Source organism: Mycobacterium sp. OAE908 (assembly GCF_017872775.1).
Taxonomy (GTDB): Bacteria; Actinomycetota; Actinomycetes; order Mycobacteriales; family Mycobacteriaceae; genus Mycobacterium.
Genome location: NZ_JAGGJL010000001.1, coordinates 3871347 through 3890878, shown reverse-complemented (window position 1 = coordinate 3890878; position 19532 = coordinate 3871347). Strand labels below are relative to the sequence as shown.

At 65.1% G+C, this 19532-nt stretch carries 16 protein-coding genes; 9 read left to right on the top strand and 7 right to left on the bottom strand.

All coding sequences use genetic code 11. The features are described 5' to 3' along the window. The first annotated feature begins 5 nt into the window (after nt 1-5). Together J3E61_RS19190 and J3E61_RS19185 are read left to right on the top strand one after the other, a co-directional pair. Nucleotides 6-1913, top strand: a complete 1908-nt coding sequence (locus J3E61_RS19190) for a serine/threonine protein kinase (protein WP_210084600.1) — start codon at nt 6-8, stop codon at nt 1911-1913. Nucleotides 1914-1970: 57 nt separating this feature from the next. After that, nucleotides 1971-3866, top strand: coding sequence for a protein kinase (locus J3E61_RS19185; protein WP_192721450.1), 1896 nt, complete (start codon nt 1971-1973; stop codon nt 3864-3866). 3 nt (nt 3867-3869) lie between these two features. On the opposite strand, the gene J3E61_RS19180 is transcribed toward J3E61_RS19185, so the two are convergent. After that, nucleotides 3870-5573, bottom strand: coding sequence for a serine/threonine protein kinase (locus J3E61_RS19180; protein ID WP_210084599.1), 1704 nt, complete (start codon nt 5571-5573; stop codon nt 3870-3872). A gap of 147 nt (nt 5574-5720) precedes the next feature. Next, complete coding sequence (locus J3E61_RS19175) at nt 5721-6059, bottom strand: hypothetical protein (protein ID WP_210084598.1); 339 nt, start codon at nt 6057-6059, stop codon at nt 5721-5723. Nucleotides 6060-6327: 268 nt separating this feature from the next. Between J3E61_RS19175 and J3E61_RS19170 the strand changes: the two genes are divergently transcribed. After that, on the top strand, nt 6328-9456 hold the full coding sequence (locus J3E61_RS19170; RefSeq protein ID WP_210084597.1) for a VCBS domain-containing protein: 3129 nt from the start codon (nt 6328-6330) through the stop codon (nt 9454-9456). 72 nt (nt 9457-9528) lie between these two features. Here J3E61_RS19170 and J3E61_RS19165 read toward each other — a convergent pair whose 3' ends face one another. Then, the gene (locus J3E61_RS19165) at nt 9529-10332 is read right to left on the bottom strand and encodes a crotonase/enoyl-CoA hydratase family protein (RefSeq protein ID WP_210084596.1); all 804 of its coding nucleotides are present in this window, start codon (nt 10330-10332) and stop codon (nt 9529-9531) included. A gap of 135 nt (nt 10333-10467) precedes the next feature. Here J3E61_RS19165 and J3E61_RS19160 point away from each other — a divergent pair, with 135 nt between their 5' ends. Together J3E61_RS19160 and rnhA are read left to right on the top strand one after the other, a co-directional pair. Continuing rightward, nucleotides 10468-10761: a hypothetical protein gene (locus J3E61_RS19160; RefSeq protein ID WP_192721455.1), complete on the top strand. Its 294-nt coding sequence runs from the start codon at nt 10468-10470 to the stop codon at nt 10759-10761. A gap of 118 nt (nt 10762-10879) precedes the next feature. Then, nucleotides 10880-11347: a ribonuclease HI gene (gene rnhA, locus J3E61_RS19155; RefSeq protein WP_210084595.1), complete on the top strand. Its 468-nt coding sequence runs from the start codon at nt 10880-10882 to the stop codon at nt 11345-11347. 22 nt (nt 11348-11369) lie between these two features. Here the strand turns inward: rnhA and J3E61_RS19150 are convergent, their stop codons facing one another. Beyond that, complete coding sequence (locus tag J3E61_RS19150; RefSeq protein ID WP_192721457.1) at nt 11370-12173, bottom strand: mycofactocin-coupled SDR family oxidoreductase; 804 nt, start codon at nt 12171-12173, stop codon at nt 11370-11372. Between the two features lie 25 nt (nt 12174-12198). Next, complete coding sequence (locus J3E61_RS19145; protein WP_210084594.1) at nt 12199-13545, bottom strand: hypothetical protein; 1347 nt, start codon at nt 13543-13545, stop codon at nt 12199-12201. Between the two features lie 330 nt (nt 13546-13875). Between J3E61_RS19145 and J3E61_RS19140 the strand changes: the two genes are divergently transcribed. Both J3E61_RS19140 and J3E61_RS19135 read left to right on the top strand, forming a co-directional pair. Further along, a complete protein-coding gene (locus tag J3E61_RS19140) occupies nt 13876-14871 on the top strand; it encodes a hypothetical protein (RefSeq protein ID WP_210084593.1) in 996 nt (331 codons plus the stop codon). Nucleotides 14872-14983: 112 nt separating this feature from the next. Next, the gene (locus J3E61_RS19135; protein WP_210084592.1) at nt 14984-15289 is read left to right on the top strand and encodes a hypothetical protein; all 306 of its coding nucleotides are present in this window, start codon (nt 14984-14986) and stop codon (nt 15287-15289) included. Nucleotides 15290-15298: 9 nt separating this feature from the next. Here the strand turns inward: J3E61_RS19135 and J3E61_RS19130 are convergent, their stop codons facing one another. Then, the gene (locus J3E61_RS19130; RefSeq protein WP_210084591.1) at nt 15299-16219 is read right to left on the bottom strand and encodes a peroxiredoxin; all 921 of its coding nucleotides are present in this window, start codon (nt 16217-16219) and stop codon (nt 15299-15301) included. Nucleotides 16220-16228: 9 nt separating this feature from the next. Further along, on the bottom strand, nt 16229-17434 hold the full coding sequence (locus J3E61_RS19125) for a hypothetical protein (protein WP_210084590.1): 1206 nt from the start codon (nt 17432-17434) through the stop codon (nt 16229-16231). A gap of 256 nt (nt 17435-17690) precedes the next feature. On the opposite strand from J3E61_RS19125, the gene J3E61_RS19120 reads away from it, so the two are divergent. Beyond that, on the top strand, nt 17691-19007 hold the full coding sequence (locus J3E61_RS19120; RefSeq protein ID WP_210084589.1) for an MFS transporter: 1317 nt from the start codon (nt 17691-17693) through the stop codon (nt 19005-19007). Next, nucleotides 18953-19510 (top strand): TetR family transcriptional regulator, encoded by a 558-nt coding sequence (locus tag J3E61_RS19115; RefSeq protein ID WP_192721464.1) that lies wholly within the window; start codon nt 18953-18955, stop codon nt 19508-19510. Before J3E61_RS19120 ends, J3E61_RS19115 begins: the two co-directional genes overlap by 55 nt. Nucleotides 19511-19532: the final 22 nt, after the last annotated feature.

Here is a 19532-nt window from a genome sequence, read left to right as displayed (position 1 = left end):
AGGCCGTGGACGGCACGCCTTTTGGCCGCTACCAGTTGATTGAATTGCTGGCGCGCGGGGGAATGGGCGAAGTGTGGCGCGCCCATGACACCACGATCGACCGGGTGGTGGCGCTGAAAATGCTGCTACCGCACTACGCGCAGGACCCGGATTTCGAAAGGCGATTCCGCCGCGAGGCCCGCGCCGCGGCACGTTTGGATGACCCGCACGTCGTGCCGATCTATGACGTCGGCGAAATCGACGGCCGACTGTATGTGACGATGCGATTGATCGACGGCGTCGATTTGCAAACCCTGTTGAACCGCGGCCCCTTGGAAGCTCGGCGCGCGGTACACATCGTCGAGCAGATCGCCTCAGCACTGCACAGTGCGCATCAGGCCGGCCTGGTGCATCGCGACGTCAAACCGTCCAACATTCTGTTGACCCGCAACGACTTCGCCTATCTCATCGACTTCGGCATCGCGCGCGGCGCGACCGACACCGCGCTGACATCGGCCAACACCACCATCGGCACGTGGGCCTACATGGCTCCCGAACGCTTCAGCACCGGGGAGTCCAAACCGAGCGTGGATATCTACGCATTGGCATGCGTGCTCTACCAATGCCTCACGGGCCACCCGCCCTACCCAGGCGACACCCTCGAACAAGTCGCCGTCGGACACATGGTCGCCCCGCCACCACATCCCTCCGAAGACAGCGACACCGTCCCGACGGCGATGGATCACGTCATCGTCACCGGCCTGGCCAAGCAACCCGACGACCGTTACCCCACCGCTATCGAAATGGCCGCCGCCGCACGACATGCCATCACCGCGCCTGTGAGTCGGAGCAGCCGAGACGCGCAAACCCAGCGATGGCCTGCAGATCCCGCCTACGCCGGCGAAACGGTCGTGCAACCACCACGGCCGCCCCCGCTGCCGCCGGCACCACCGGTCGGCACGGGCCGGCGGCCCGGCATCCTGATCGGCGCAATCGCAGTCGTCGCACTACTGATCGCAGGCGGCGTCTTTGCAGTCGTGAAGTTCTCGCGCGACGACAAACCGGCCGCCGCCAAACCCACCGGCACTACCGCTGCCGCTGCTGCGGTCCCCGCGCCCAACAGCGGGCCGTTCACTGGGATGTACCGCGCCGACTTCGGCCCGATCAGCACTCTCGCCGGGGTCGCGGATCCAAGCGCTAAGCCGTCGACGGCTACGTACGGGGTCCGCTCGGTGTGCCGCGCGACGGGATGCGCCGCGACGGCGTCGCGACTGAGCGGTGACTCGTCGTTCGCCCCGACGGTGGAATTCGACGACGTCGGTGGGAGTTGGTTGGCGGTGACCCTCGCCTCGCAGCAGTGCCGGGAAAATCCGGGCGCCGAAGCCTGGCAGGTGTTCACGCTGCAGCCGCAACCTGACGGCCGCCTGACCGGCGATTGGACCGGAACAACCGGCAATTCCTGCGAGGCCAAGCACACGGTGACGTTCACCCGCACCGGTGATATCGACATCGGCAGCCTGCCCGACCCTGCCAACCTGCCACCACGGGTGGTCTCGCCCGCCGAAGCGCTCCACGGCAGCTACCACCAAACGAGGACTTTCACCGACGGACAGAAACAGCAACCGGCCGACTTCGTCGTCACCACGAACTGTCTGCGCACCGGCGACCGGTGCATGAGCTACTTGCACAACCAGCAGGGCATCGTCGAACCGTTGGTATTCGCCGACAGCAGCTGGTCTTTGGCCACCGAGTTCGACGCCAAGTGTCCGACCAGCGGCGAGTCGATGCGTGTCAAGAAGACCGGGCAGTATCCGTTACCCAAACCCTTGCAGAATCCGATCACGCTGCTCACCGGGCACGGCGTCCAGGAACAGGCCCAGCCGTGTGCAGTCACCATCGAGTTCGACGAAACAATCACGCGCACTGGCGATTAGCGCAAGCATGTGCCAATCACACCCACAGACGTGGTAATTGGCCGTTATCGTGAGCCGGTGGAGGGCACGCCTTTTGGCCGTTACCAGCTCATAGAGTTGCTGGGCCGCGGTGGGATGGGCGAAGTGTGGCGTGCCCACGACACCGAGATCGACCGCGTCGTAGCGATAAAGATGCTGCTACCGCACTACGCCAAGGATCCCGACTTCGAGAAGCGGTTCCTGCGGGAGGCGCGCGCTGCAGGACGCCTGGATGACCCGCACGTCGTGCCCATCTATGACGTCGGCGAAATCGACGGCCGCCTCTACGTCACGATGCGACTGATCAACGGCGTTGACCTACAAACCTTGCTCGAGGCAGGACCGCTGGAACCCGCACGCGCGGTGCACATCGTCGAACAAATCGCCTCGGCACTACAGTGCGCGCATCAGGCCGGCCTGGTGCACCGCGACGTCAAACCGTCCAACATTCTGCTGACCGACAACGACTTCGCCTATCTCATCGACTTCGGCATCGCCCGCGGTGTGACCGACACCGCGCTGACATCGGCCAACACCACCATCGGCACCTGGGCCTACATGGCCCCCGAACGTTTCAGCACCGGCGAAACTCAGCCCGCCTCCGACGTCTACGCGCTGGCTTGTGTGCTCTACCAATGCCTCACGGGCCACCCGCCCTACCCAGGCGACACCCTCGAACAAGTCGCCGTCGGACACATGGTCGCCCCGCCGCCGCATCCCTCCGAGGACAGCGACACGATCCCCACCGCCATGGATCACGTCATCGTCACAGGCCTGGCCAAACAGCCCGCCGAGCGCTACCCCACCACCACGGACCTGGCCGCAGCCGCTCGCCTTGCCCTCACCACATCCAGCACTCGGCTTGACGCCACACACCCAACGCGACCGGCTGCCCTGAGCGCGATCAGCTCCGGCGCGCCGGTGACCGTGCCACCGCAGTACGCCGGACCACCGCCGGCAGCCGGAAAAGGGCGGCGCCCCGCTGTCGTGATCGGCGCCTTGGCGACCGTCGCGGTGCTCGTCGCCGGCGGCGTCGTCGCGGCCGTGATGCTCTCGCGCGACGACAAGCCGGCTGCCGGGCCACCGCCCACGACCACCGCGGGACCCGCGCCCAACACCGGACCTTTCACTGGTATCTATCGAGTCGACTTCGGTCGCGCCAGCACACTCGACGGCGCCGGCAATCCCAGTTCGACGGCGGTGACGGGTAAGTACGGTGTGCGCTCGGTGTGCCGCCAGGCCGGGTGCGTTGCGACAGCCCGAAAATTCAGCGGGGATGCGGCGTTTGCACCCACGATGGTCTTCGATCAGGTCGGTGCAAATTGGGTCGCAGTGGCGGTGGCCCCAAGCCCGTGCAAGGGCGCGACGAGCCAGGCCTGGCAGGTGTTCACGCTGCAACCACGTCCCGACGGAAGCCTCGCAGGCGATTTCGTCCGGCTCACCAGCGAGCAGTGCCAGGAAACACGACCCGTCACCTTCACCCGCACCGGCGATGTCGACGTCGACGCCGACTTCCGTGGCGTCGCCGACCCCGCTGAACTGCCAGCGCGGGTGGTGTCGCCTGCCGAAGGTTTACGCGGCCGCTACCGCGTCACGCGCACCTTCGCGGGGCGGCCCCCTCAAGAGCTGGGCGAGTCCCCTGTCACCACTTACTGTCTGCGCAGCGGCGACCGATGCATGAGCTACTTCCCGATCAACTCAGGTGATCTAGCGCTGGTGTTCGGTGGCGGAAAGTGGGAATGGAAGGACGAGAGCGACGGTCCGTGCCCCGCAGGCGAAATGTCACATCTGAAAGCCAGCGCGCAGTTTCCGCTGCCTCAACCACCACAGAATCCGATTCCGTCGCTCACCGGTCACGGCACCTGGGTTCAGACGGGCGGATCGTGCGGCGTCAACCTGAACTTCGACGAAACCTTCACGCGCACAGGCGATTAGCGTTTACGGCGGAAACACCTTCTTGATGCTGCCGTCCGCGTTGACTTGCATGTAACCCGTCCCGGGGGCCGCGGAATGGATCGCCAGTTCCAGTCCACCGCCCTCGGCGCCCTCCACGATGAGGTAGGTCTGGGCGTTGTCGGGCGGCGCGCCTAGGGCCTGCGGCGCACCAGCCAACGTGGCGGCCACCGCGTTCGCGTCGAATGCACTGAGATCGGCGAGCACGTCGAACGAACTAGTCGTCGTATCCGAACCCCAACTGTTCCACTGCCCGTCGCGATACATGAAGTCCTGCTCGACATGGCTGTTGGTCGGCGAGACGCGTTCGAGCACCGCATAAGTCGGATAGATCACCAACTGGAATCCCATGGTGTCCCCGAAGTGGCCGCGCATGGTGTCGAGCAATCCGCGCAACCCGTCAGCCGTCTGAAGCTGCGATGGTCCCGAGGGCGTCGACTGGGTCGAGGTAGGCGCGGACGTCGTGTTCGTGACAGTCGTGTTGGTTCCCGGTGCGGACGGTTTCGTGCTCGGCGCGGACGGAAACTGCTGCCCGGTCGGCTGAGCGCGCGTGGTCGGGCGACTGGTTGAACCACCGTCGGGCCAAACGATGACAGCGACGACAGCGATGACAATGACGACGACGGTGGCCAGGCCCGCCAAGATCCACACGGCGGGGTTCTGCCACCACGCAGAAGAACCCTGCGCTTGTTGGGGTGCGGCTGGCGGGGACCACGGCGCGGGTTGGGGAGGTGCGCCGTATGCCGGTGCGGCGTATTGGGTGGCTGCGCTTGCATCTGCCGGGCGCGGCCCCGTGTCGGGGTATGGGACCGGCGACGACCAGGCCGGCGCGGGCGGGGGCACGGAAACCGGCGGCGGGGGCTGGCTGGGCAGAATCGGCGCGGTCAGTGCGGCGCGGGCCGCGACAGCGAGGTCTTTGGTCGTCGCGTAGCGCTGGTCGGGGTTCTTGGCCATACCCGTCGCGATGACTTGGTCCATCTGAGCGGAAATTCCCGGCTGCATCGTCGATGGGCGCGGCGGCGGCATGGTCAGGTGGTTGGTGATCTGTCGTTCCAGACTGTCGCCGGGAAACGGCTGCGATCCGGTCAGACATTCGTGCAACACGCATGTCAGCGCATAGATGTCGGCCCGTGCGTCGGTGCTGTCGGTGGTGAAGCGCTCGGGCGCCATGTAGGCCAAGGTGCCGATCGTGGCGCCGGTGCTGGTCAGCTTGGTCGCCTCGGCCGCGCGGGCGATACCGAAATCGATGAGGTAGGCGAAGTTGTCGTCGGTCACCAAGATGTTCGATGGTTTGACGTCGCGGTGCACCAGCCCGATTTTGTGGGCGGCGCCGAGCGCTGCGGCTATCTGCTCGACGATCGAGACGGCGCGTTCGGGCGGCAGTGGACCGTCGGCGACCAAGGCATCGATGGTCTTGCCGTCAATCAGCCGCATCGTGACGTAGAGGCGTCCGTCGATTTCGCCGAAGTCGTGGATCGGGACGATGTGGGGCTCATCCAGGCTGGCGGCTGCCTGCGCCTCACGGCGGAACCTGGCCTGATATTGCGCATCGTCGGCGAGGTTTGCGGGTAGCACCTTCAACGCGACCACCCGGTTCATGGCGGTGTCGTATGCCCTCCACACCTCGCCCATGCCGCCGCGGCCCAGCATCTCGACCAACTGGTAGCGGCCGAACGGGGTCCCATCCACCGGCTAACCATAAAAGGCAGTCGGCTTAGCTGCCAGCAGATCGCCGGGGTGGCGGCCGCCGAGAACTGAGTACGTCCGCGACACGGCGATCGAAATTGCAGTAGGCGGCTACTGCGCTCGCCCCACGTATCGCGCGACACGATCCCTTCACATCGGCAATGCGGGTCTGGAGGCTGTCATGAGGGCTGGGCGTTTTGTGGGTCGCGTAGGCGGGTTGGCTGTCGCGTTGGGTGTCGGTGTCGCGGTGGCAAGTAACCCAGCAGTGGCCTGGGCCGAGGACGGTAGTTCGCCGAGCGCCGACTCGGCACCACCGTCATCGACGGCTTCCGAGGGCACCGATGGCGCCTCGACAACCACGGGCGCGTCGACCGGTTCCGGTACTGGTGCTTCCACGCCGCCCGATTCCGTGCAGAGCTCGGAGGCCGACACCTCGGCATCGACGGCCGGTTCGGTGCGAACGGCGCCGCCGGGAACGGCGGTGAGCACCGGTGGCGCGGACTACTCCTCGAACGAGTCGTCGGCGAAGCCCGACGCAGCGCGGACAACGAAGCGCGGCTCGAAAAGACAGCAGCGTCACGAGGCCCCGACCGATGCGCCAAGCGTGAGGACCGACGAAGCGCCGTCGCGGCCGAAGACTTCGGCACCTCCGCACACTGCGGTGCAACCGTCCGCTACGGCACCAGACGTCGGCACAGCATCGCCTGCCGTGGCTAACCTCGTTGCTACGCAATCTGTCTCGACTGTTGCGGAGGATATGACCGAGCCTCCCGAGACGGTCAGCTCCGTCCCGCTGGCCGTCTCAGTGGGGTCGGATCCCCTTGCGCCCGGCGGCCCGCTGACACCAGTCGACTCGCCGGTGGAATTGGTCCTGCTGGCTGCGGGTTCGCGAACCCGCAACGAAAGCATCGACGGTGTCCAAACTTTCACCGCCGCAGCCATGCTGACGGTGAATTCGGCGCCGATTGTCCCTGCACAACCCGTCGGGATACCGGACCCGGTGACAGGCGTGGTGGCCGGTACGGTGATCGCCACTGATCCCGAGAACAACCCGCTGACCTACACAGTCACAACCGCCCCAACACAGGGAACGGTGCAGTTGAACTCGCAGACGGGCGCATACACCTATACCCCGACCCAGGCCGCGCGCCTGGCTGCCGGTGCGACGAGCACGGTCGACACCGACTCCTTCAGCGTCGCGGTCAGTGACGGTCAACAGGCCACCACAGCACCGGTGTCGGTGTACATCTCGCCGATCCGGTTTGAGAATCAGGCTCCGATTGCGGTGGGTACCAATCCCTCTGCCGCGGTGATCGGGACCGACGGCCGGATGTGGGTGGCCAACACCGGCAGCAACACGGTGTCGGTGATCAACACCATCACCGGTCAGCGGATCGATGCCAACTCGAGTTACTTCTCGAAAGACATTTCGGTCAGTTCCTCGCCGAGCGCGTTGGCACTGAGCGCTGACGGCAAGCGGTTGTACGTGGCCAACACCGGCAGCGGCACGGTGTCGGTGATCGACACGGCGACGTACAAGCGCATTGACACCAATCCCAGCGCCTGGGGAACTCAATCGATTTCTGTGGGTTCCTCACCCAGCGCGTTGGCAGTCGGCTCCGATGGCCGCCTGTATGTGGCCAACCGCGGTAGCAACACCGTGTCAGTCATCAACACCACCACCTACAAGCTCGTCGATGTCAATCCCAATGTGTCTGGCGTACAGTCAATTTCAGTGGGAACAGCTCCGAGCGCGCTAGCGTTCACCGGCGGTCGACTATATGTAACCAGCCGCGGCAGCAACACGGTGTCGGTGATCGACCCCAGCAGCTACAGCGTCACCAACATCGCAGTCGGAAGCCAGCCCTCCGCCCTGGCTGTCGGCGGCAGTGGCCGGCTATTCGTGGTCAATACCGGCAGCGGCACGGTCTCGGTGATCGATACCGCTACCAATAGCGTTGTCAAGCAGGCTATTTCGGTGGGCCCGTCGCCCAGCTCGGTGGCGTTCAGCCCCAACGGCAGCCTGGCATACGTCACCAACACGAACGACACCGTGTCGGTGATCGACACCGCTACCAACAAGGTCGTCAGCACGGTGGCGATCGATACCGATACAACCGGCGGGCACGTCGGCGCGGTGAGCTCAAAAGGCACGCTGTACGTCACCGATGCCGTCGACAAGACCGTGCGCGTGTTGACCATCCGCTACGGCAACGCTGCACCGGTGGCAGGCACCCCGACCGTCGGCACGCCGAATGTCGGCAGCGGAGCGGTCACGGGCGCCCTCAATTTCACCGATCGGGACGGAGATATCCTGTCCTACAGCGTGACTCAGCCGTCCTCCGGCACGGTCGCCATCACCGGCGCTGGCGCCTATACGTTCACGCCTACGTTGGCCGCCCGCCAGGCAGCGGCCACCGGTGGACCAACCAGCACGACCTTCACCGTGAAGGCAACCGACGGTCAGGCGATCGCATCCGTCAACGTCACCGTGCCCATCGTGGCGCCCGTCGCCGCAACGAGCGTGAGCACCCTTGGCAGCGTTAGCGTCAACGGCTACGCATGGGGCCCTCCGCTTTTGAGCCCTGACGGCACTCGAGCCATGCTCACCACCTACCTTCCAAGTCTGAGTGGAACCACCACGCGGGTGGCGGTAGTCAACACCACCACCGGCAAGCAGGTCGGCAGCACCATCACCCTTGCCGGTTCCCCAGGATCACCGGGGTTGAGCGCCGATGGCACCCACGCCTCGATTGCCACCTCGGTCTACAACCCGACAACGGGTATCTACACCACTCAGGTCACAACGATCGAACTCGCGACTGGCGCTCAGGTCGCCAACGACACCGGCACGCAAGCCGGCACCGGCGCTGCCGGCAACTCCTCCCCATATGCCGACTCGACGCTGAATGCCGACCACAGCCGCGCCCTGATCACCGCCCTGGTCACCGACCAAACCACGGGCGCCGAGTCCACCCGAGTCGCGGTGGTGGACACCGGCACCAACGCTGAAATCGGCACGCCGTTTGTCCTCGCCGGCAACGTCCAACCGATCTGGAGCGGCGATCGCACCCGCGCGGTGTTCATCACACCTGTGTCCGATCCGAGCACTGGAACGTCCACTCAGATTTCGGTGGTCAACCTGGACGCCGGGACCTATACCAGCACGACCCGCGCCGGCGCATGGTCCATACCGCTGATAGGCCCCGATTACAGCCCGCAGCTGGTCAGTGCCGATGGCAGCCGCGCCTTGATCGCAAATGCGGTTACCAACCCGACCACGGGCGCAGTGAGCACCCGGGTCGCGGTGATCGACACGATCACCGGCGCCCAGACCGATACCACGCTCACCCTTGCGGGTGGCGAGTTTGGTTCAAAACTGGTGAGCGCCAACGGCAGCCGCGCGTTGATCGTCACGAACGTCTATGACGGGCGTACTAGCGTCAACACCACCCGGTTGACGGTGATCGACACTACGACGGGCACCCAGATCGGGCCCACCACCACACTCACGGGTTTCCTCAACGGGCCCGTACTGTTCAGCGCCAACACTGGACGCGCCGTGATCGCGACAATCAGCTCGAACTTTGCCACGACCGGCGTCGGCACAACCGAGGTGGCGGTGATCAACACCACCACCGGCGCGCAGGTCGGTTCCATCTTCACCTACAAGCCTGACACTGGCTCCGCACTGCTGAGCGCCGACGGCACCCGCGCTCTGATCAACACCGGCAGCCAGCTGGCAGTGATCAACACCCTCACCGGCACCCAGGCCGGCGCCACGGTCACTGGCGGCAACTATCCGCTGTTGACCCCAGACGGGACCCGCGCCCTGATCGTTACGGGCTACAACCCCACCAAACTGACAGTCCTGCAGATCAGGTAGACCGTCCACTGGCGGCCACGGAATCGCCGTTCCGCACGAGGGTTGTGATTCCTGGCGCCGTCGACGCCCTCTCTACGCGGGGTCGACGAAAACCGGCCGCTCTCCCGACATTCCACCCATGACAGCCGCGATCTGGTTGGGCTTACCGATCAGCCCGGTCTGCAATTCGGATTCGAGCACCAGCGACGCCGCGGCGTCGCTACTTGTCCACGTCTCGTCGTACAGACGCTTGGCCGCGCGCACAGCGTCGGGCGACTTCTGCGAAATCTCCTCTGCGAGTGACAATGCCGCAGCAACTGGATCCTCGGCAGTCCGCGTCACCAGCCCGAGCTCGAAAGCCTCACTCCCCGAAACGATCCGACCGCTGAACGTCAACTCTTTCGCGACGTCGATCGGTACGAGTCGCGGGAGTGTCTGCGTGATACCCATGTCGGGGACGAGACCCCACTTGACCTCCATGATGGACAGCTTCGAGTCCGGCGCCGCGATCCGGATGTCGGCACCGAGCGCTATCTGCAGACCGCCGCCGAAGCAGTTGCCATGGATAGCGGCGATCACCGGTGCCGGCACCAATGACCAGTCGTAGGCCACCCGCTGGGCCAAATTGGCCAGCCGCCCTTCCTCGCGCGCCAGCAGAACGCCCGTGCCACCTTCTCCCGACATGAAGCTTGCAACGTCCAAGCCGGAGCAGAAGCTCTTCCCCTCGCCATGCAGCACGACCGCGCGCACCGACGCATCGCCTGCGACCTGCTCGGCGGCGTTGACCAAACCTTCGAACATCGGTCGATCGAGTGCGTTGTGTTTATCCGAGCGCACCATGGTCACCGTTGCCACGCCATTGGGGGCTGTTTGCACCCGAACCCTGTCTTCGCTCACGCGTCGCAATCTACCGCGACGCCTCGGCACCTCGTTTTCACCGATTCTCAAAAAGTTGTCCCCCACGCGCGGGCTGGTTGCACCTATCTACAGCGCGGCCGCCCGGGCCGCTGCACGAGAAGAGAAGGACACACCATGACCACCCACAACTTCAAGGCAAAAGGGCTTGTCGCGGCACTGGGCGTAGCGGCAGCGGCGGCAGTTACGCCCGCCGTGCTGTTCGCCGGCGCAGGAACCGCGCAGGCTGATGACTGTTACGGCGAACTTTCCTACTCGTACTACTGCTCCCCCGCGAGTAGCGCGTCAGACCCGAGTGCGCTCTACCCGGCGCCGGAGGCTCCGTCCTACACACCACCTTCGACGAACCTGTGGTCGTCCCTGCCCGGGTGCACCGGTGGGGTTCTCGAAGCTCTCGACGGTTCGTGCTAACAGCAAGCCATCCCCACGGTCGACCCGTCAACGCGTCCTGTTGGCGGGTCGACCGTCTTCGTTCCGTCCTCCGCGAGTCGCGCGGCTCAACGTTCGACGAACTGCTTATTCTCGGCGAATGGACGACGTCGTAATCATCCACACCGACGGCGGCTGCAGGCCCAATCCCGGGCCCGGCGGCTGGGGGGCGGTGTTGCGGCAAGGCCGGCATGTCCGCGAGATGTTCGGTGGCGAGTCCGGCATGACGAGCAATAACCGCATGGAACTGACGGCGCCGATCATGGCGCTCGAAGCGCTCACCCGACCGGTGCTTGTGCACCTGCACACCGACAGCACCTATGTCCGCAACGGCATCACCAAGTGGGTTCTCGGCTGGGAGCGCAACGGTTGGCTGACCGCGGCCAAGCTGCCGGTGAAAAACGTCGACCTGTGGCAACGGCTCCAGGCAGCGTGCGCGCGACATCACGTCGAGTGGTTCTGGGTGAAAGGACACGCAGGGGTCGCCGACAACGAACTCGCAGACAGTCTGGCGACGAGGGGTATGCAAGAAGCGATCGCACTGTCGGTAGCTCAGCCCGCGATCTAGCAGCCCGAGAAGACTTGCGATTTCAGTGAATTCGAGCGCTGCCACCGAGCCCGATCTCGAGGACGCTGCCGGTGATGACGCCGGGATCCGTGACTAAATACAGGAGCCCGCGGCTGACATCGTCGGGCGCAAGCCACGGCTGAGGAATCGGGTTGGCCTTCATCATGCGGCGGACCAGGTCGTCGGGAACATCGTCGCCGCCCGCTGGCTGCACCATCGGTGTCTGCACGGTGGTCGGGCAGATGACGTTGACTGTGATGCCCTCCTTGGCGACTTCCAGGGCAAGCGACTTGGCGAGCCCGATGACTCCCCATTTGGTTGCGTTGTAGGCCGCGAGTTCTGGGATGCCCATGCGGCCGCCCATTGACGACGTGACGACAATTCGGCCGAAACGCTGCCGTCGCATCACCGGTATCGCGGCCCGCAGCGTGTGAAAAGCACCCGTCAGGTTGGTGTCCATCAGCTGCTGCCAGATCTCGTCGGTCACTTCTTCCAACGGCCCGGTACTGACGATCCCGGCGTTGGCCACCACGATGTCGAGGCTTCCCAACCTGTTGACCGTCTCCTCAACGGCCGCAGCTACCGCGACCGGATCCCGCACATCCATCGCGACCGGAAGACAGACGCTGCCCAGCGCCTCGACCTGCTTGGCCGTGGCGCGGAGATCATCCTCAGTGCCGAGCGGATACGTCAGACCCGACATCGGAGCGGGTGCATCGGCAATGACAATGTTCGCGCCTTCGGCGGCGAGGGCCAAGGCATGGGCACGCCCTTGCCCGCGCGCACCTCCGGTGACAAATGCGACCCGACCGTCCAGAGCGCCCATAGCCGGCTACGTTAACCCGCCGAACTCAGCCGAGCTTCGTCTTGATCGGATGGCTGTCGGCCGGACCCGAAACGTGAACGTCAGCGCCGCCCGGTGTCGATCCGGCCTTCGGGCCCTTATGGCGAGTCGGCGACGCAGTCGACGGCGTGGCCTTGGGGACCGTGGTCGGCGGCGTGGCTTTGCGCACCGTGGTCGGAGCGGCCGAGGTGGCGGGTGCGGAGTCCGTTGTTTCAGACGGCGCCGCCGGTAGCGTGACCGGAATTGGTGGCGCAGTGGTGGTTTCGACGATGACTTGCGGCGGCAATTGCACAGTGGTGCTCGGTGCCGCAGGCGTGGTCGTCACGCTGACGGACGGAGTCGGCTGCGCCGACACACTCGGCTCAGCGGGCAATACCGCAACGGACGACGACGTAACCGCAGTGGACGATGCCACCGGCGCGGGGCTGATGACTACGTCCTGAGAGCTCGGCTGTTCCTGTAGCCCGCCGATGCCCAGCACCGCTATCCCGGCCAGAGCTGCCAGGCCAAGGCCGCCAAGTCCCCAACGACGGCCGTGGTGTGACCCGTCGCGGTGGCCGTGCGGCGATCGTCGGGCGCCGTGACGTGCAGGCTCGGGGGCCGTGATGGTTGCGCCGAGTCCTTCGAAACCCTGGTCCGCTGTGCTGGCGCGTGGGGCGCCGTACTTGGCCCAGCCTGCTCCACCGCCTACGTAGTCCTGGTCGTCGACACTGCCGAGAAGGGCTGTCGGGCCGCGCCCGGCATGGCCGGACGAAGAGTGGCCAGACCCCGGGTGATGCCCGTGGCCGGGTCGCTCGTCTCCGCCGCCTTCGTCGCCGTCGTCCTCGCGGGGGCTGCCGAACTGGGCCCAGCCGAAACCGCTTTCGCCAGTGTCGATGTCACCTAGGCCGGCGCCAGCGCGCCCGCCACCAAAATAGGAACTGGCGCCGAAGTGTCCGCCCCCCGACGAGTGCCCCCCACTTGGCGAGTGGCCGTGGTGGGATGGCCCTTCGTTGCCGTCGGGGTCGTCGTCGCCGTCGGGATCGCCGGGGTCCGGTCCGGGATCGGGATCGCCTGGCTCGGGGCCGGTGTTGGGATCCTTGGGGTCGGAGTTGTCGTCACCGTCTTTGGGGTCATGGTCGTCTGGACCCTTATCGGGGCACGGGCCGTCATTGTCATTTTCACCAGTGGGATCGTCTGGGAAGTCCGTGCCGTCGGTACACGGCTGGAGGATATTCATATTCCAGTCGTAGAGGACGCCGTCGTCGTCCATCGTCTTGCCGTCTGGGAAGTAGAGGATGCCGTCTGCACCGCGGACGGGGTCGCCGCCTCCGACCTCGTTTGGAATAAGGGCGCTGCCATCGGGACCACGCACCGTGCCATCCCGATCCTGGCTCTTGCCGTTTGGAAAATAGATAGTGCCGTCAGAACCAATGACGCGGACGCCCCCCTGTGGCATGTCGTGCTCTCTTTCCTTGCTCGCAGGCGGTGCATTTCACCACCTCGCCACAAAGGAGACGACGGGCGCCTTGGCGACTTCTTGTGCCACAGCTCAAGTTGGGTAGACGGCAGCGGTCTCAAGCGAATCGCCGAGCCCGACATTTTCTCATTCGCGCAATAGAAATCGATCGCCAAGATTCTGCCAAGGCAAGCATTTCAATCTTTACGCTGCAGCCAGCACCTCCGAGATAAGGACCACCTCAACATGTTTCGAACCCCGCCGTTCCGCGCCCGCCGACGTGCCGCCGTCTTCGCAGTGCTCGTCCCGGTTGTGATGGCAAGCCTCAGCAGCACCGCGTGCAGTGCACCGCCGCCGTCTGCGCCTGCACCGGTGCCGCCGACCACGTCGGCTCAGCCTGCCCCGACACCCGCAGCCCGGCAAACCGCGTTGCCTTTCACGGGTCTCTCCAATCCCCAAGGGCTGGCGGTGAATTCGGCCGGCGACGTGTACGTTGTCGACTACGCCGGTGGTTATCACGGCGCGCCGGGCCATCTCCTGAAGTTGGCGGCCGGAACGAACACCCAGACCGTGGTACCCCTCGACGGGGTCGACCGCCCAGGCGCGATCGCGGCGGACACCGCAGGCAACGTCTACGTCTCCGACTACGCCGACCGCCGGGTAGTGAAGTTGGCGGCCGGAACGAACGTCCAGACCGTGCTGCCCTTCACCGATCTGCAAGGACCTGGCAGCGTCGCGGTCGACACCGCCGGAAGCATCTATGTCATCGACGGTGGGAGTGACGCTGCCCCGCAGGAATATCGGGTCGTGAAGTTGGCGGCCGGAACGAACGCGCAGACGGTGCTGCCGTTCTCGGGCTTGCTGCTTCCCTTCAGCGTGGCAGCGGACACCGCAGGCACCGTGTACGTCGTCGATGCTGCCAGCGGCACGGCCATGACCCACGGGGCCTGCTGCGCATCACCGCGTGTCTTGTCCTTGTCGGCTGGCTCGGACGCTCAAACCGTGCTGCCGATAAAGGACCTCGACACCCCGACCGGTATGGCGGTGGACAGTGTGGGCAACCTCTACATCGTGGACCGCAACCACAACCGGGTGGTGCAGTACATCCCCGCATCGAACACCCAATCCGTGCTGCCGATCACCGGCCTCAAGTCGCCGGCCGATGTCGCAGTGGATTCCGCTGGCACCGTGTACGTCTCCGACCAGGATCGCCAACAGGTGGTCGAACTGACGCAACACTGAACTCGCCATACCCAAACGCTCCAAGAATTCGACAAGCAGCCGGTCCTACGTTCGTGTTGTCAACAACTAGCGGTCCGCTCAAAAGCGCTAAACCCCAAAGGTAAAACACAACATGAACGTCACCAACAACCTTCAAAAGGCGATCGTCGGGGCCCTGCTGTCAGGCGGCATCGCTCTGGCGGGACTGACTTCGGGGATCACGCAGGCGTCAACGCAGCCAATTGACCCGTCGATCAACTCTTCGGACTTCAATATCCCGTTGGTCGAGTGCACGCAGTGCCAGCAGACCCTTCCCGGCCGACCGGAAGTTCACCCGAACGGCGGCAATAAGGGCGGCAGCCAGGGCAGCGGCCTTCCGGGACGACCCGAAGTGCGCCCCAATGGCGCCAACAAGTACGACAGCGACCACAAGCCGTAGCGCCACTCCTCAGAGTGCACGTAGGCCCACCAGGGTCCTTGTGATCAGTTCACGTCGTTCGTCGATGGTCATCGAGTCACCGAGGGGCGCGCGCACCCGCAAGTAACCCTGTGTCACTAAGTCGTCGACCAGGAACCGCGTCGCGCCCAGCGGCAACGACAGACGAGCGGCGATCTCGGCAACGGTGGTGCTGTGCACGCACCACGTCAGAATCTGGCCCCGCACATCATTTTTCGGCCAGTGCGGCGGCTTCGCTGTCGTGTTCAGCGCTTCGATCGGAGCGTCGGGTGCCAATTCGAGACCAGAATCAATGCGGTCTGGCGTCACTAGGTGTGGCCGGGCCAAGCTCGGCTCGTCCTTGGCTTCCGAATGCTGACGCTCGTCGGTGTGCTGTGGCACGTTGTAGTTCTCCAAGAACCGCAAGGCCTGATCGGCATGCACCGATGCGCGCACCTCGTTGGAGACGACCTCGAGCACGGTGCGGTCGGTGTCGATGACGAAGGTGGTCCGCCTGACCGGCAGCACCCGGGCCAGCAGACCGCGGCGCCGGGTGTGCCGGCTGTGCCGGGCCGCCTCGCGTGCCAGGACGGACCTACGCAGCCTGGCGAACCTGCCTCGGCGCACCCCGAACAGCTCGGACACCACACCGTCCTCGTCGGAGAGCAGCGGATAGTCAAGCGAGCGCTGTTGGGCGAAGTGCGCCTGCCTGTCAACGGTGTCGGTGCTGATACCGACCCGCTGGGCGCCCACCCTGGCGAATTCGTTGCTCAGGTCCCGGAAATGGCAAGCCTGGGCTGTGCAAATCGGTGATGACGCCAATGGAAAGAAGAACAGCACGACCGGCCCATCGGAGAGGAGCGCAGACAGCGTCCGGGGTCGACCGGTGTGATCACACAGGGTGAAGTTAGGCGCCTTCTCGCCCGCGATCATCGGCAAAGACTAACGCGGGGAAGGTCTGGCAGCGCCGTGTTCCTGGTCTGTGTGTTTCCTCGCGGACGGATTGTCGAGGTAGCGGTTGCGCGCCAACAACGTCAGTTCGAGATCCTCGACAAGCGGATCTAGAAACTGGTGTCGGTACTCGCCGTCGCCGACAGAACGCGCGCTGACGTACATGAAGGTGAGGGCGCCCAGAAAGAGCAGCATCTGGATGAACGCCTGCGGCACCGGGATCTGGTAACCGAGCAACGTTGCATGGGTCAGCCGGTGCTGGGTCCAATCTCCCAGCAGCTCAGGGGTGAGCCAAACGAGGCCCACCACGAAGAACAACAGCTGCGCGACGAAGGTCACCGCGAGTATCCGGGCGAACTGTGACGCCGCCAGTGTGAAGAACACGTTGATGCGCTCGTTTCGCGACAGCGGCTGGACCTCAATGGGGTCTGGCAGGTCCTCGAAGGGCGTTCCGGCCAAACGCTGCACGCGACCCGGTGCGGCGGTAGCCGCTGCCAGCGTCGGCTTGGCGTGTTCGATCGTGCCTTCAACGACAAAAGCCGCTGCGATGACAACAAAAATGCTCAGCCCGAACGCGAACCGGGATGGGCTCAGGCTCGCTGCCGTGTTCCACACGGTGGTGTTGAAAAACACCAACACCGAAAACAAGACCACCGGTAGCGCCCGGACCAGCAGCGCCCACGCGGCGACGAACTGCGAGAGCGCCAAACGGACCCCCCAGCCGATCACCGAGCCGACCCCCACAGCGGTGAGTAGCAGCGTCACCGAAAGGGAAACTATCGCCTCGCTCAGGTACGCCAAATGTTGTTCGGGCGTAAGGCCTTTGACCACGGCGCTCGCGAGGCCGATCGGCACTGCAACTGTCGAGACGATCGCCTGCGCACGGTCGGTGATCTTCCGCGCAACGAACCAGCCGACACCCGCTGCCACGGGCAAGGTCAGCAGGGCGACGAGCAAACCGATCCGCTGCACATGGAGGGGGGCGCCAAACCATTCGAGCCGGCCCGTCATCTGATAGGTCGCCGCCGACGAGACCTCCAGGGTTGCGAAAAAGGCCAGGCAAGGCGCGGAGCGAGACCAGACTGCTTGCAGGCGCGCCCCTGGTGTCAACACCGAGGGCAGGCCACGGTCGAGAAACCAGCGCTCTGCGGCGCGGTCGGCGGCAAGTGTCGTGCGCGTGGTGAGGCGAAGCGACATGGCATTTCCCCCTTGCCCATCATTCTGGGCGTGATTCACGGCTACCACACCGCGTTCGCTAAGGGTGGTCATCAACCAAAAAGCTTGGACCCCGTTTTGCATCGTCGGCGGCGACGGCGACATCGAGCGCACGCGACCGGCTTATTCATTGGTTACTGTACCGTCCGGTCGGTACAGTAACGCGGGTCATCGAGGTGCGGCGCCCGTCTCAGACGAGGCTCACTGCGCCTGTTCTTTGCCCATCTAAGGAGGATCCGTGGGCACGTATGTGCGGTTACTCCGAACACCCGGCTTGTTCCGAGTTACCGCAACTCAACTGTTCGCGCGACTGCCGCTCGGCATGCTGTCGCTGGCCATCCTCATGCACCTTTCGCAGAAGACCGGGTCATACGGACAGGCCGGCCTCGTCGTCGCCTGTGTCAGCCTTGCCGAGGCGGTTGCCATGCCAATCAGCGCTCGGCTCACCGGGCGATTCGGTGTGACACCCGTGGTGCTGTCGGCCGCGACAATGAACAGCGTCGGTTTCCTGGCGTTGGCGCTGGCTCCCCCGCATCTGATCTTGCTGGCTGCACTGGGAACCCTTGTGGGAGCGACGATCCCACCGTTGATGCCCGTCGTGCGCGCGCTGTACCCAAGGATGGTTCCGGCTGACACGGTGCGCGCGTTGTTCGCATTCGACACCACCGCACAAGAACTGATTTGGGTTTTCGGCCCGGTCGTGGTGACCGTGTTGACCTCACTGATTTCCACCGCCGTGCCTCTGCTCGCCGCGGCAGGTATCACCCTGACCGGATCCATCGCTTTTGTGCTGAGTCTGCAACTGAAACAACCCCGGATCGCCCGTAACACTTCGTCATTCGGTCGGGTACTGGCGCGCCAGGAGGTTCTGCTGGCCCTTGTCGCCAACCTTGCTCTGGTCGCATCGTTCATGGCGATGGAGGTCGGAGTGGTCGGTCAATTGGGGCACTCAATGGCCGGCGTGGCGATCTCGGTGTCGAGCCTTGGATCACTGATTGGCGGCCTGCTGCTTGGCAACCGCCGACTCGGCCTCGGCGCGTTGGTGGCGACGATGTCTGTCGTCGTGGCGGGGACGGCACTGACGGGCTTCGTCACCGGCCCGCTGCAGTTCGTGGCGCTGTTCGCCGCTGGATTCGGATTCGCACCTGCGATGGCAGTGCTGTACCACGCCGTCTCACGCGGAGTCGCTGAAAACGTTGCCGCCGAAGCCTTCGGGTGGCTCAACACCGGCGCACTGGCTGGCGGCGCGGCCGGCACCGCGCTGTCGGGTGCTCTCAACGACACATGGGGACCAGGCGGGTCATATGTCGTGGCCACTGCCCTGGCCGTCGGCGCGGCGGTCAGCCCGCTTGTCGCGCGGTTGGCCGGTCCGGTCCGCGGATTCTCGGCGGAAAGCCCGACGGTGAACATCGCCACTCGACGAACACCGGTGGGCGTTACTGTTGACCGCGACACATCGCATATCCACGCCTCTCAGGAGGCAGACGACGAGAGTGCTCAGTGCCACGAGGGGACCGACGCGACGAACTGCTGGACGCCGCCGAGCAGGTGTTGACCCGAGGCGGCCCACAGGCATTGACGCTGCAGGCCGTCGCCGATGAGGCTGGGGTGTCCAAAGGTGGGCTGCTGTACCACTTCTCGAACAAGAGTGAGCTCGTTCGGGGGCTGGTGGAGCGGCTAGTCGACGATGTGAACAGTAACTACGCCCAGTGGGATGACGGCGAACCCGGCTCGTACACCCGTGCATACATCGCATCGACCTGCCACAACCTGACCACCGCCGACGCCGACCGGGTGCTGCGCCGGTGGTCGGTCATCCTGGCTGCCAGTACCGAACCGGAGATGCAGGGGCCGATCGCGGAAGCGTTCGAGGCGTGGATGTGGCCGGAGCCGGGGGTGGACCGTCACCCGCTACGCGCGCAAATCGCCCGGCTTGCAGCCGACGGCCTGTGGTGGAACGCCATGTTCGTCAACGCCTTTCGCGATCCCGAACTCAACAAGCGGATCAGTGCCGCGCTGGTCGACTACGCCGAGGGGCGGGACCACCCGGAGGAATAGCCCAATCATGTTGTCGCGAAGG

What these genes read in the sequence shown, in the direction of transcription:
- J3E61_RS19160 (WP_192721455.1), top strand. Translation starts at nt 10,468, where the DNA reads ATGACCACCCACAACTTCAAGGCAAAAGGGCTTGTCGCGGCACTGGGC.
- rnhA (WP_210084595.1), top strand. Translation starts at nt 10,880, where the DNA reads ATGGACGACGTCGTAATCATCCACACCGACGGCGGCTGCAGGCCCAAT.
- J3E61_RS19140 (WP_210084593.1), top strand. Translation starts at nt 13,876, where the DNA reads ATGTTTCGAACCCCGCCGTTCCGCGCCCGCCGACGTGCCGCCGTCTTC.
- J3E61_RS19170 (WP_210084597.1), top strand. Translation starts at nt 6,328, where the DNA reads ATGACCGAGCCTCCCGAGACGGTCAGCTCCGTCCCGCTGGCCGTCTCA.
- J3E61_RS19125 (WP_210084590.1), bottom strand. Translation starts at nt 17,434, where the DNA reads ATGTCGCTTCGCCTCACCACGCGCACGACACTTGCCGCCGACCGCGCC.
- J3E61_RS19135 (WP_210084592.1), top strand. Translation starts at nt 14,984, where the DNA reads ATGAACGTCACCAACAACCTTCAAAAGGCGATCGTCGGGGCCCTGCTG.
- J3E61_RS19150 (WP_192721457.1), bottom strand. Translation starts at nt 12,173, where the DNA reads ATGGGCGCTCTGGACGGTCGGGTCGCATTTGTCACCGGAGGTGCGCGC.
- J3E61_RS19130 (WP_210084591.1), bottom strand. Translation starts at nt 16,219, where the DNA reads ATGATCGCGGGCGAGAAGGCGCCTAACTTCACCCTGTGTGATCACACC.